At 57.9% G+C, this 12,502-nt stretch carries 13 protein-coding genes; 10 read left to right on the forward strand and 3 right to left on the reverse strand.

Annotated elements, in window-relative coordinates; genetic code table 11:
- Window positions 1-9 precede the first annotated feature (9 nt).
- From eno to AC0L6S_RS00840, 10 genes are all read left to right on the forward strand, one after another.
- Window positions 10-1,299, forward strand: coding sequence for a phosphopyruvate hydratase (eno, locus tag AC0L6S_RS00795; RefSeq protein WP_473426513.1), 1,290 nt, complete (start codon window positions 10-12; stop codon window positions 1,297-1,299).
- Window positions 1,300-1,310: 11 nt separating this feature from the next.
- The gene (gene ftsB / locus AC0L6S_RS00800) at window positions 1,311-1,610 is read left to right on the forward strand and encodes a cell division protein FtsB (RefSeq protein ID WP_473426514.1); all 300 of its coding nucleotides are present in this window, start codon (window positions 1,311-1,313) and stop codon (window positions 1,608-1,610) included.
- The gene (ispD, locus tag AC0L6S_RS00805) at window positions 1,611-2,342 is read left to right on the forward strand and encodes a 2-C-methyl-D-erythritol 4-phosphate cytidylyltransferase (RefSeq protein ID WP_473426515.1); all 732 of its coding nucleotides are present in this window, start codon (window positions 1,611-1,613) and stop codon (window positions 2,340-2,342) included.
- 28 nt (window positions 2,343-2,370) lie between these two features.
- Window positions 2,371-2,850, forward strand: coding sequence for a 2-C-methyl-D-erythritol 2,4-cyclodiphosphate synthase (ispF, locus tag AC0L6S_RS00810; protein ID WP_473426516.1), 480 nt, complete (start codon window positions 2,371-2,373; stop codon window positions 2,848-2,850).
- Window positions 2,847-3,902 carry a tRNA pseudouridine(13) synthase TruD gene (gene truD, locus AC0L6S_RS00815; RefSeq protein ID WP_473426517.1) on the forward strand — a complete coding sequence of 352 codons (1,056 nt, stop codon included), beginning with the start codon at window positions 2,847-2,849 and terminating at the stop codon, window positions 3,900-3,902. Before ispF ends, truD begins: the two co-directional genes overlap by 4 nt.
- On the forward strand, window positions 3,889-4,551 hold the full coding sequence (locus AC0L6S_RS00820) for a protein-L-isoaspartate(D-aspartate) O-methyltransferase (RefSeq protein WP_473426518.1): 663 nt from the start codon (window positions 3,889-3,891) through the stop codon (window positions 4,549-4,551). The genes truD and AC0L6S_RS00820 overlap by 14 nt, the downstream gene beginning before the upstream one ends.
- Window positions 4,551-5,492 (forward strand): DUF368 domain-containing protein, encoded by a 942-nt coding sequence (locus AC0L6S_RS00825; RefSeq protein WP_473426519.1) that lies wholly within the window; start codon window positions 4,551-4,553, stop codon window positions 5,490-5,492. Before AC0L6S_RS00820 ends, AC0L6S_RS00825 begins: the two co-directional genes overlap by 1 nt.
- 9 nt (window positions 5,493-5,501) lie before the next feature.
- Window positions 5,502-6,434 (forward strand): peptidoglycan DD-metalloendopeptidase family protein, encoded by a 933-nt coding sequence (locus AC0L6S_RS00830; RefSeq protein ID WP_473426520.1) that lies wholly within the window; start codon window positions 5,502-5,504, stop codon window positions 6,432-6,434.
- Between the two features lie 173 nt (window positions 6,435-6,607).
- Entirely contained in the window at window positions 6,608-7,678 is a 1,071-nt protein-coding gene (gene rpoS / locus AC0L6S_RS00835; RefSeq protein WP_473426521.1) for an RNA polymerase sigma factor RpoS, read from the forward strand.
- A gap of 217 nt (window positions 7,679-7,895) precedes the next feature.
- The gene (locus AC0L6S_RS00840; RefSeq protein WP_473426522.1) at window positions 7,896-8,348 is read left to right on the forward strand and encodes a VOC family protein; all 453 of its coding nucleotides are present in this window, start codon (window positions 7,896-7,898) and stop codon (window positions 8,346-8,348) included.
- A 50-nt stretch (window positions 8,349-8,398) separates the two neighbouring features.
- Here the strand turns inward: AC0L6S_RS00840 and AC0L6S_RS00845 are convergent, their stop codons facing one another.
- The 3 genes from AC0L6S_RS00845 to mutS form a co-directional block, all read right to left on the reverse strand.
- Window positions 8,399-9,130: a hypothetical protein gene (locus AC0L6S_RS00845; RefSeq protein ID WP_473426523.1), complete on the reverse strand. Its 732-nt coding sequence runs from the start codon at window positions 9,128-9,130 to the stop codon at window positions 8,399-8,401.
- Window positions 9,131-9,275: 145 nt separating this feature from the next.
- Complete coding sequence (gene fdxA / locus AC0L6S_RS00850) at window positions 9,276-9,599, reverse strand: ferredoxin FdxA (RefSeq protein WP_473426524.1); 324 nt, start codon at window positions 9,597-9,599, stop codon at window positions 9,276-9,278.
- 112 nt (window positions 9,600-9,711) lie between these two features.
- Window positions 9,712-12,336, reverse strand: coding sequence for a DNA mismatch repair protein MutS (gene mutS / locus AC0L6S_RS00855; RefSeq protein WP_473426525.1), 2,625 nt, complete (start codon window positions 12,334-12,336; stop codon window positions 9,712-9,714).
- Window positions 12,337-12,502 lie beyond the last annotated feature (166 nt).

Genomic DNA, 12,502 nt, shown 5'->3' on the forward strand with positions numbered 1-12,502 from the left:
TTTGACCGCATGACATCAATAACAAACGTACAGGCCTTTGAGGTAATGGACTCACGTGGCAATCCCACGGTGATGGCCGAGGTAACGCTGGATACAGGCGAGGTCGGCGCCGCATGCGCGCCCTCGGGTGCCTCTACCGGTTCGCGTGAAGCGCTTGAGTTGCGCGATGGAGATGTCAAACGCTATCTGGGCAAGGGTGTGCTGAATGCCGTGGGCCACGTGAATGGGCCGCTGCGCGACTTGCTGCTGGGTGCTGATGCTACTGCGCAGCGCGATCTGGATGCCGCGATGATTGCCGCAGACGGTACCGACAACAAAGGGAAGTATGGGGCCAATGCGATTCTCGCGGTCTCTCTGGCGGCCGCCAAAGCTGCGGCGCTGGCGCGCAAAATACCGCTGTACCAGCACATCGCCGATATCAATGGTACCTCCGGTTTTACCATGCCGGTACCGATGATGAACATCCTCAACGGCGGAGAGCACGCAGACAACAACGTCGACATTCAGGAATTCATGGTGCAACCCGTTGGCGCCCCGAGCTTCGCAGAGGGTTTGCGCGCGGGTGCGGAAATCTTCCACCAGTTGAAAAAAGTACTGTCTGCACAGGGCCTCAATACAGCGGTGGGTGACGAGGGCGGTTTTGCGCCCAACCTGCCGTCCAATGAAGCCGCGTTGGAGGCCATTGCCGATGCGGTTGATAAAGCCGGTTATACGCTGGGCAAGGATATTACCCTGGCGCTGGACTGTGCCGCGTCTGAGTTTTACCGCGACGGCCTCTACGACCTGGCCGGCGAGGGCAAGCAGTTCAGCAGTGCGGCCTTTACCGACTACCTCGCCGATCTCGCTGCCAGTCACCCGATCATATCTATTGAGGACGGACTGGACGAGTCCGACTGGGACGGGTGGAAACTGTTGACGGACAAAATTGGTGACAAGGTGCAACTGGTTGGTGACGACCTGTTTGTGACCAACACGAGTATCCTCAAGGAGGGTATCGATAAGGGCGTGGCCAACTCGATACTCATCAAGTTCAACCAGATCGGCAGCCTATCTGAAACACTGGATGCGATCGCGATGGCCAAGGCGGCTGGATACACGGCTGTCATCTCTCATCGCAGCGGTGAAACCGAGGATACAACCATTGCCGATCTCGCCGTCGCCACGGCAGCGGGTCAGATTAAAACCGGCTCGCTGTGTCGCTCTGACCGTGTGGCCAAGTACAACCGCCTGCTGCGAATCGAGGCCGAACTGGCCAGCAGTGCGCCGTACCGCGGTATGGCGGAATTCTCTCGCGCGTGAAGGGCTGACATTTGCGCTGGCTGTTGCTGACATTGCTGTTGCTGCTGGGTGTGATGCAGTATCGCCTGTGGTTTGCAGAAGGCAGTTTTGCCGAGCGACACCGCCTGCAGCTTCAGGTCGAGGAACAGACGCGCATTAACGCGGAATTGAAAGCGCGCAACGCTGTGCTGGAGCGCGAAGTACTGGAACTCCAGACCGGTAAGAAAGGTGTGGAGCAGCGCGCTCGTGAACAACTGGGTCTGGTGCGAGAGGGCGAGATGTTCTACCAGATTGTGGAGACGCCCGAGGGCGCGTCAGAAGAGGCGCAGTGAGTGAGCACAACGGATTCGGCGCTGCAGGAATCACGATGCTGGGCTGTGTTGCCCGCTGCCGGTATCGGCTCCCGTATGGGCGGCGAACTCCCCAAACAGTATATGCAACTTGCCGGTGTCACATTGCTGGAGCACAGTCTGCAAGCATTGTTGGGCTGTGCTCGCATCACATCAGTGGTGGTGGCGCTGCATCCGCAGGACATCAGGGCGCGGGAGTTCGACATTCTTGGCAACGATCGGGTGCAGACGGTAATCGGTGGCGAGCAGCGCAGCGATTCGGTACTGGCTGGGCTGGATGCCCTGTTTGAACAAGCGTCGGCGCGGGACTGGGTGCTGGTGCATGATGCGGCGCGCCCCTGCCTGCGAGCGGCCGATATTGACGCGCTGATTGAGGCTGTCATTGCTCGCGATACCGGCGGCATACTGGCCGAACCTATTGTGGATACAGTGAAACAGGCGTCTGCCGATGCACTGGTAGAGCGCACACTGGACAGGACGACGCTATGGCGAGCGCAGACGCCACAGATGTTCCGTCTCGAGGAACTGCGTCGGGCACTGCGCCGGGCGCAGGAACAGGCATTGGCAGTGACCGACGAGGCATCGGCGATGGAGTTGGCCGGCTATCCAGTGCAACTGGTAGTTGGGCATGCCGCTAACCTCAAAGTAACCGTCCCCGCCGATCTGCCGCTGGCGGCCTGGTATCTGCAGGCAGCGAGCACAGGAGGGAAATAATGAACGACACCGACATGAGCGCCGCTGCATGCGTATAGGCCACGGTTATGATGTCCACCGCTTCGGCCCGGGTAATGCAGTGGTGCTGGGCGGCGTTAGTATCCCCCATGATCGCGGCCTGCTAGCCCACTCGGATGGCGATGTGTTGATTCACGCCGTCTGTGATGCACTGCTGGGCGCGCTCGGTGAGGGTGATATCGGCAGGCACTTCCCCGATACCGATCCCGCCAATGCGGGGATCGACAGTCGCAAGCTGCTGCGTCGGGTTATGGAGATTGTGGCGAGCGCAGGTTGGGAGCTGGGTAATCTGGATGCCACAGTGATCGCGGAGTCGCCGCGTATGGCGCCGCACATCGCGCAGATGCGTAACAATATGTCCGCTGATATGGCCGCCACCGCGAGCCAGGTGAATGTCAAGGCCACGACCACGGAAACGCTGGGTTTTACCGGCCGGAAAGAGGGAATCGCTGCCCATGCGGTGGTGTTGTTGCAGACTGCTCAAGCATGAAGAACGACTGGCCTCGGGTTTGGGGCGAGCCATGCGGTAGTGCTCAGATTCGCTGCAGCCCCGAGGATTTCCAGGTCAGTGAGGAATTGGGGTTTGAGTTGTCCGAAGCGGGCGAGCACTGTTTCCTGTATCTGCAGAAACGACAGCTCAACACTCTGGATTTGCTACAGCGCGTATCTGCGCTCAGTGCGGTGCCGCTGCGGGACATTGGCTATTGTGGGCTGAAAGATCGCAATGCGGTAACCCGGCAATGGTTCAGCGTGGGCATGGCGGGGCGTGCCGAGCCCGATTGGCAGACGCTGGCGCGCGAAGGTGATGTACAGGTGTTGTCGGTGGGTCGCCACACGCGCAAACTCAAGCGCGGAGTGCATCGCGCCAACCGCTTCAGGCTGGTGCTGCGCGCGCTGACTGCAGAGCGGGCCATATTGGAACAACGTCTGCAGCTATTGCACACCTGGGGTGTGCCCAATTATTTTGGTGAGCAGCGCTTTGGTCGCAATGGTTCAACACTGGAACAGGCGCGGCGCTGGATGCGCGGTGGGTGGCGGATTTCACGCAACAAACGCAGCCTGTATTACTCGGCGCTGCGCGCCTATGTGTTTAACCGCATGCTGGCCCTGCGGGTAGAGCAGGGTGAATGGAATCAGGTGGTGGCGGGCGATATGTGCATGTTGCAGGGTACGCGGAGTCATTTCCGTTGCGAGGAGGTGACCGACGACATTCGAACACGCGCAGCCAGCGGTGATCTCCATCCGGGCTTGCCGCTGTGGGGGCGGGGACAGGCGGATACCGACGCAGCAGACCTGCAACAGGCGGTCGCTCTGGACGAGTGTGGCGAGATTTGTGCGTTTCTCGAGGCCTCCGGTCTGGCGTTGGCGTGGCGGCCGGCGCGGTTGCTGGCGGATGACTTTTACTGGCAGTTTTGTGATGATGACATGCTGCAACTGGACTTCTCCCTGGGTGCTGGCAGTTATGCCACCGCGCTGCTGAGAGAGTTCGTGCAGTACGAAGAAGGGTATACACACAGTGGTATCAGTAGTGAACAGGATTGACCTTCACGGGATCGGGATGACCTCCCAGCGTACCCGGGAGCGTCTGGTGCAGCGATTGGTTGAGCAGGGCATCAAGGATGCCGCAGTGCTTGATGTCATGCGTATCACGCCACGTCATCTGTTTCTGGATGAGGCGATGGCGCATCGAGCCTATGAGGATGTCGCGCTGCCCATCGGGTTCCAGCAGACCCTGTCGCAACCCTATGTAGTGGCGCGAATGACGGAGTTGTTGCTGGCCGAAGGGCCGCGCTCACGCGTGCTCGAGATTGGCACTGGCTCCGGTTACCAGACTGCGATTTTGGCGCAGCTGGTCGCCGAGGTTTACAGTGTCGAGCGTATCAAGGCCCTGCAGCAGAAGGCGCGTCAGCGCATGCGCCAGCTCAAGTTGCGCAACATACAAATGAGTCACGCCGATGGTGGCATGGGATGGGAGGAATGCGGACCTTACGACGGCATCGTGGTAACTGCCGCGCCGGAGCGTATTCCCGAAGACCTGCTTTCACAACTGGCCACCGGAGGACGATTGATTATTCCGGTGGGCAAAGAGCGGCAGCACCTGCAGGTGATAACGCGCACCCTTGAGGGCTACGAAACCGAAATCGTCGAGGATGTTTTCTTCGTACCGCTGCGACCAGGAAAAACCCGGTAATGTCCCTATCTACAGCAGGCATATTCCTGCGCGGTTTGCTCATGGGCGCTGCCGATATCGTACCCGGCGTATCCGGCGGCACGATGGCGTTCATCACAGGCATATACGACACATTGCTGGCCAGTATACGCGCCTTCGATCTAGCGCTGCTGGGCAAGCTTTTCCAGCTTGATATCGCCGGTGCCTGGGAACATGTTAACGGTGCGTTTCTACTTGCACTATTTGCCGGTATCGCCACCAGTATCTTTTCGCTGGCGCAGCTTGTCTCGTGGCTTCTGGAGTATCACCCGGTGCCACTCTGGGCCTTCTTTTTTGGACTCATTCTAGCTTCTGCATTGGTCCTGCTCAGTGAGGTTCAGCGCTGGTCATTCGCGCCGGTGCTAAGTCTTGTCACGGGCGCGGCGATAGCGCTGTTTATAGCCCTGTCACCGGTTATGACCTTGGATATAGGGCTCCCTGGGGTGTTTTTGGCTGGCTTTGTAGCCATTTGCGCGATGATACTGCCGGGTATCTCAGGCAGTTTTATCCTCGTGTTGCTGGGAATGTACAGCACCGTTCTGGTGGCGATAAAATCTCTGGATCTCGTTTTCGTGGGCGTGTTTGTGCTTGGCGCCGGTTCGGGCCTGCTGTGTTTTTCACGGTTGCTGCACTGGCTCTTACATCGCTTTCACCAGTCGACAATGGCATTGCTGACTGGTTTTCTTTTTGGTTCCCTGGCTGTGGTCTGGCCCTGGAAACGGGTGCTGGCTTGGGTGGAAAACAGCCACGGCGAACAGACGCCGGCTCAGCAGTTACCGGTCCTGCCCATGGATTTTCAGGTCTATACGGGTCAGGAGCCCCAACTGTGGCTTTGCATCGGCCTGATGTTGTTAGGGTTTGGGCTTGTCTGGTTGATACACACCCGCTGGGGCAATACCGGATCGGCTGGGGCGTCACAGTGAGGAACGCTCGTGCTCGCTAGAATTCTGTTGACTCTGATAGTCTGCAGCCTGCTGGGGTGTGGGACGACTACCCGCGCGCCGGTGGAAGACCGGAACGCGCAAGCTCCAGGCAGTATTTACACCGTAATGCGCGGAGATACGCTGTACTCCATTGCATTTCGCTCTGGGATGGATTATCGCAAAGTGGCGGCGGCCAATGATATTTACCCGCCCTATACGATTTACCCGGGTCAGAGCATCAAACTCGTTGAGACCTCCACCTCACCGGCCGGGAGCGCGTCATCAGCGCCGCAGGTGCAGTCCCGCTCTCATGCCTCGGAGAGTGCCGCAGGCGTGACTGTGCCGTTGCGTTCACACGGTTCCTCAACAGCGCACTCGTCGGCGGCGGAGCCCGCCGAGCAGGGCGCTGCGGCTAGTACTTCGCCGCTGCCCATCACTGGCGGGGCGGCCATTATTGCAGCGACTCCCAGCCCGTCAGTGACACCGACAGTGACGCCTGTTCCCACTCCGGAGCCTACCCGCACAGAGCCCGAGGTGGTAAAACAGCCGCAGACGGCAGAGTTTGTCGGGGAGAAGGTGGACGTGTGGCGCTGGCCGACAACGGGGCCCGTGACCCGAGGATTCTCGGAAAGTGTGCACAAAGGGATCGACATCGGGGGCGCACGCGGTGATCCCGTGGTAGCTGTGGCCGCTGGCAAGGTCGTCTATGCCGGCACCGGTATCGTCGGTTTTGGAGAATTATTGATCATAAAACACAACGAGGAATATCTCAGTGCCTATGGTCACAATAACCGCCTACTGGTCACAGAGGGCCAAGCAGTCACCGCGGGGCAGATTATTGCAGAGAAGGGCAGTTCCGGTACTGATACCGTAAAGCTGCATTTTGAGATAAGGGTGGAAGGTAAGCCCACTGACCCGCAAAGGGTATTGCCGCGACGGTAGTCACTGCCGAAATACGGCATTATGGCAAAACTTGCAAGGCCTGAAATATAGCAACAACTAGAAAAACATCAAAGTTCCTGTGATTGCAATTGACATTGCAACTGGGTTAGTCTGACAGGCCGGGCGAGAAATACTCTAATTCTAAGTAGTAACCAGTAGAGTGGGTTAAGGCCATGGATGTGGATCAGACCAGTGTGCGTTCGAAACGGAATTCGAAGTCAGCAATTGTCACAAAGCAGCCCGATATTGCATCGTCTGCGAGCTCATCAATTTCTGAGCATGATTGTTCAGATGAACCCGGCAGCCCCGGACGACCTACCATACCTGATACCGACAATTTAGCGGCTTCGGTCGATGACAGCGATGCCGAGTTTGCCCGTGCCAAGCTTGAAAATCCCCGTAAGACAGAAAAATCTCTCGATGCCACCCAGTTGTATCTCAATGAGATAGGCTATTCGCCTCTGTTGAGCGCCGACGAAGAAAAATACTACGCACGTCTGGCGCGCAGTGGCGATGAATCAGGGCGCAAGCGAATGATCGAGAGCAATCTGCGTCTCGTGGTCAAAATATCCCGGCGCTATATCAACCGCGGCTTGACGCTGCTTGACCTTATCGAAGAGGGAAATCTCGGCCTGATCAGGGCAGTGGAAAAGTTCGACCCGGATCTGGGGTTTCGCTTCTCGACCTATGCGACGTGGTGGATACGCCAGACCATTGAACGTGCGATCATGAACCAGACACGCACCATACGATTGCCTATTCATGTGGTGAAAGAGCTCAACATCTATCTGCGGGCCGCGCGTGAGTTGACGCAAAAGCTGGATCATGAACCCGCGCCGGAGGAGATCGCTGATCTACTCGATCGGCCTGTCGCCGATGTAAAACGCATGCTGGGACTGAATGAACGGGTCGTTTCCATGGATATGCCTGTGGGGCCCGATTCAGACAGCTCTATGGCGGATATGATACCCGACACTCAGGTCGTCGACCCTTCACTGGTGTTGCAGGATACGGATATCAAGGACAATATTGCTCTCTGGCTGGAAGAGCTCTCGGAAAAGCAGCGCGAAGTCGTGTCCCGTCGCTTCGGCTTGCGTGGCTACGAGAGCAGCACGCTGGAAGAGGTGGGGAGGGAGATCGGCCTTACCCGGGAGCGCGTGAGACAGATTCAGGTGGAAGCGCTCAAGCGTCTGCGCATCATCATGGAAACGCAGGGACTTAGCAGCGACTCATTGTTTAGTTAAGACAGCCTCAGTTAAATCAGGTCCAGCTGAGAAGGGTTAAGCCATACAAAGTCTAACAAGAAAAAGGCCCAGCTAAACAGTCCAGTAATGAGGCTTCAGCTCGATTGGTTTTGTCAGAACGGGCATCTTTGCCAGTGCGCGTCTACCCGGTGTACAACCACTCCCAATCTGCCAAGCGGCCATTGTAAAGTAGTGATCAACATAGTGAGCATATGTCATGGGTGGAGATATCAGGACGCAACTCAATCTGCCGGACCTGGATCAGGTTGGCTTTGTGGTACGCGATCTGGAACAGGCGCTCGCCCTGTATGAGCCGCTTTTCGGGCCATTCTCACGGATGGACCCCGGCCCGATGGTGTACGACTATCGGGGAGTGCAGGAGGAGTGCACGATGCGCCTCGCTTTTGGGAGTAGTGGCGATGTTGAAATCGAGTTGATCGAGTGGATTGAAGGAGGGTGCCCGCACAAGGAGTTTCTGGATGCGGGGCGCGAGGGAATGCACCATTTGCGCTTCATCGTCGAGGATCTGAATGCAATAGTGGCTGAGGCCCGTTTGTTCGGTTACGAGGCGATCTGGGCCAAGCGTTACGGGGCGGGGCTGGCGGTGGCTTACATGGAGCGTGCCGGTGACCCGTTGCTGATCGAATTTTTTGAAAACCATGCCGGGTGAATTGTTGTCGGCGGGAAAACTCAGTGAGCGAGTAATACCCGGGGATTGCGCTAAGCCGCTTTCCCCCGATCGGTGTTGGCACCGATGGGCGGCGGGGGCGTCATATCCAGAGTGGCTTCCCCTTTGGCATGTAAAATAATACGGTAGTACAGGCCCTCGGCGGACCCATTGAGCAGGGCGTCTGCCACCATATCATCGGTGTCTACCGCCTGTCCGGCCCTCAGTAGTTTACTGAAGGTTTTGGTGTAGTTGTCGCTGTGTCGGATGCGCGTGGGCGTGCTGAAAAATATCTCGTGCAACACCGCCTTGTTGTCGAGGTCACCTATCGCCAGCGCGATCATTTTCCGAATAAACCACGCGTGGTCACCCGTGGAGGAAATGGCACGTTGTTCAGTGAATTCCTCCCCGGTTATTTCTCCGGTGCCGGTAGGCCCGCATACTGACATATAGTGAAAGCCGGCAATGGCGCCCAGTTGCTGCTGTACCAGATTCAGTAGCTTGAAATAGCTGTCCTGTTGGGAGTGTAACTCCAGCCGGCGGGCGCTTTGTTCCTGTAGTTTGATAGCCCGGGTGTTGGCACCGATTTCCTTTTGCTGCATGAAGTGGCCGATGACCAGCCACAAAAAAGCCAGCGGTGCGAATGCGCCCTCCAGAAAGCTGCCAATATCGGCGGTCGCCAGATGGATAAAATTGTTAGCACCGACAATCCCCAGCAGATAGAACAGCCCGGCGCTGATCCACAATACCGTAATGGACAACCCGAGGGCGACGCGCCAATCCATTTATACCTCCGACCAATCAATTATTATGCTGACAGTGTGTACGGTGTACGCCCAGTGTAAACTGCCTGATATCCAGCGGCCATGTGTTGCGCAAAAAAAAGCCCCGTCACGACGCCATGACGGGGCTTGCTTTTTTTGTTGGCGCCTAGCGCTCGAGCAGGGCGAGCTTATCGGGTTTGCCGGCCCATTCTTCTGCATCAGGCAGGGCGGGTTTCATTTCGGTGATGCAGGGCCATACTTCGGCCAGCTCGGCATTCAGTTCCAGGAATACGGCCTGTTCTTCCGGTAACTCGTCTTCTGAGAAGATCGCGTCAACCGGACACTCCGGCTCGCAAAGAGCGCAGTCGATACATTCGTCCGGATGGATAACCAGAAAGTTTGGTCCCTCGTAAAAGCAGTCAACCGGGCAAACTTCCACACAGTCAGTGTGCTTGCAGTTGATGCAGTCTTCACCTACAACAAATGTCATTCCTGATACGCCTCTTGAGTATTGATAGCTGGACTAAGGGGCGGTAGTTTACCTGCTGCAAGCGCAGAAAAGAAGGCCTCTGTGGTGGATAATCCATGCTCTGTGAAGGGGGTCACACGCGGCTCCGGTCAGCCCTGTCGGGCGCTGCTTCGTCGATTTGCGATTTCAACTCATACAGCTTTTCGAGAGCCTGACGAGGCGTCAGGTCATTCACATCCAACGCACTCAGCGCGTCGATAACCGGGTGGGCAGCGGCGCTGAACAGGTCATTTTGTGCCGGGGGTGCAGCGCTCACCTGCGCAGGCACCGCGGCACCTGCAACGCTGTGTTCCAGCTCGCGCAGTTTCTGCTGTGCAGCTTGCAATACCGGCGCTGGAATACCGGCCAGTTTGGCCACCTGCAGGCCGAAACTGCGGTTGGCGGGGCCCTCCTGGATGTTGTGCAGGAATACCACGTGATCCTCGTGCTCGGTGGCATCCAGGTGCACATTGGCCATTGAGGGGCACTGCTCCGGCAGGCTGGTCAGCTCGAAATAATGGGTCGCAAACAGGGTGAAGGACTTCACTGAGCGCGCCAGTTGTACCGCCGCGGCCCAGGCCAGGCTGAGTCCGTCGAAGGTACTGGTGCCTCGGCCCACCTCGTCCATCAGCACCAAGCTGCGGGGCGTGGCATTGTGCAGGATGTTGGCGGTTTCGGTCATTTCTACCATAAATGTGGAGCGCCCCCCTGCCAGATCATCCGATGAACCGATACGGGTGAAGATGCGGTCGATGGGCGCCAGTTTAGCGCCGCTGGCCGGGACGTAACTGCCGATATGCGCGAGCAGCGCAATCACCGCGTTCTGGCGCATATACGTGGATTTACCGCCCATATTGGGCCCGGTGATGAGAAGCATGCGGCGCTGCTCATTGAGCAGTGTGTCGTTGGCGATAAAGGGCTCATCCAGCACCTGCTCCACTACCAGGTGGCGCCCGGCGACGATCTCAAATACCTGCTCCTCACAAAATTCTGGTTGGCACAGCCCGAGATTATCGGCGCGCTCGGCAAGGTTGGCGATGACATCGAGTTCGGCAACGGCGGCGGCACTGTCCTGCAGTGGTGACAGGTGCTCGTTGAGGCGCTCCAACAGTTCCTCGTACAGGCGCTTTTCACGCGCCAGTGCGCGGCTCTTGCTGGACAGGGCCTTGTCCTCGAACGCTTTTAACTCGGGGGTGATGAAGCGCTCGGCATTTTTGAGTGTCTGGCGCCTGACATAGGCATCCGGGGCCTTGTCAGATTGGCTGCGGCTGATTTCGATGTAATAGCCGTGTACCCGGTTGTAGCCGACTTTCAGGGTGCTGATTCCGGTCGCCTGGCGCTCGCGCTGTTCAATCTCCAGCAGAAAGTCGCCGGCATTGCTGCTGATGCGGCGCAGTTCGTCCAGCTCTATATCGTAGCCATCGGCGATCACACCTCCGTCGCGGATAACAACCGGCGGGTTTTCGATGATGGCGCTCTCCAGCAGTGTGCACAGCTCGGGGTATTCGCCGGCCTGCAGATCGAGCGCCTGCAATAGCCCGGAGTTGGCGCCGACCAGTTCCGCGCGCAAGCGGGGCAGGGCCTGCAGTGAGCTCAACAGCCGGGTCAGGTCGCGTGGGCGCGCCGAGTGCAGGGCTACACGGGTCAAAATGCGCTCCATGTCGCCAATGGGTTTGAGCGCACTGCGCACGGCCTCATAACGATAGTTGTCGCACAGCGCCTCAATGGCCGCATGCCTCGTTCGCAATACCTCAATGTCGGTCAGGGGGCGGTGCAACCAGCGCCGCTGCAGGCGGCTGCCCATTGCCGTCTCGCACCTGTCCATCACCGACAGCAGGGTATTGTCCTGGCCGCCCAGCATATTGCTGTCGATCTCCAGGTTGCGTCGGGTCGCGGCGTCCAGAATGACGCTGTCACTCCGGCTTTCCTGCCCGATGGAGCGGATGTGGGGAAGATTCCCGCGCTGGGTATCTTTTACGTACTGCAACAGGCAGCCGGCGGCGCCCAGCGCCAGTTCCAGTGTCTCGCAGCCGAAGCCCCGTAAATCGTGGGTCTGGAACTGGGTGTTGAGGGCGCGGCGCGCACCCTGCGTGTCGAACTCCCAGGCTGGCTGGCTGCGTGCGCCACGGCGCGCGGTAATGTCCGGGTGATAGATTGATTCGTGATACAGCGTCTCCGCCGGGTCCAGTCGCTGCAATTCCCCGACCAGTGCTTCCTCGCCGCTTATTTCCAGCACGCGAAACCGGCCGGTGCTGAGATCGAGGTAGGCAATCCCGTAGTCCTGCTGATGCTGGGTTATCGCCAGTAGCAGATTGTCGACCTTGTCTTCCAGCAGCGCCTCATCTGACAAGGTGCCCGGTGTGACCACGCGCACCACTGCACGCTCCACTGGCCCCTTGCTGGCAGCCGGGTCGCCGATCTGCTCGGCGATGGCGACGGATACACCGGCTTTTACCAGCCGGGCAAGATAATTCTCGGCCGCGTGGTAGGGAACCCCACACATTGGAATGGGCTCGCCGCCGGATTTTCCACGCGCGGTCAGTGTAATATCCAGCAACTGAGCGGCGCGTTTGGCATCGTCAAAAAACAATTCATAAAAATCACCCATGCGGTAGAACAGCAGGTCATTCGGGTGATTTGCCTTGATGCTGAGAAATTGCTGCATCATAGGTGTGTGATCGCCGTGATTGGGCGTGGATTTTTCTGCAGTTCCTGCCATTGAGTCTCTTAAAATACAGTTGTAACAAGCGGTGCAAAGGATTGATCAATTTGATCAATGTTGCCTTCACTCAGTTTCTTGACTTATTCTGGCTACACTCGAATGGCGGTAACAACCCGAGCCAATCGCCAAGAATACCCATTGCGCAGCTAAACCACTATCAAAG

The organism is Halioglobus sp. D3-4, from assembly GCF_055809315.1.

Coding starts and splice junctions, on each gene's coding strand:
- mutS (WP_473426525.1), bottom strand. CDS start 12,336: ATGGCAGGAACTGCAGAAAAATCCACGCCCAATCACGGCGATCACACA.
- ispF (WP_473426516.1), top strand. CDS start 2,371: ATGCGTATAGGCCACGGTTATGATGTCCACCGCTTCGGCCCGGGTAAT.
- fdxA (WP_473426524.1), bottom strand. CDS start 9,599: ATGACATTTGTTGTAGGTGAAGACTGCATCAACTGCAAGCACACTGAC.
- AC0L6S_RS00845 (WP_473426523.1), bottom strand. CDS start 9,130: ATGGATTGGCGCGTCGCCCTCGGGTTGTCCATTACGGTATTGTGGATC.
- rpoS (WP_473426521.1), top strand. CDS start 6,608: ATGGATGTGGATCAGACCAGTGTGCGTTCGAAACGGAATTCGAAGTCA.
- truD (WP_473426517.1), top strand. CDS start 2,847: ATGAAGAACGACTGGCCTCGGGTTTGGGGCGAGCCATGCGGTAGTGCT.
- eno (WP_473426513.1), top strand. CDS start 10: ATGACATCAATAACAAACGTACAGGCCTTTGAGGTAATGGACTCACGT.
- AC0L6S_RS00840 (WP_473426522.1), top strand. CDS start 7,896: ATGGGTGGAGATATCAGGACGCAACTCAATCTGCCGGACCTGGATCAG.
- AC0L6S_RS00825 (WP_473426519.1), top strand. CDS start 4,551: ATGTCCCTATCTACAGCAGGCATATTCCTGCGCGGTTTGCTCATGGGC.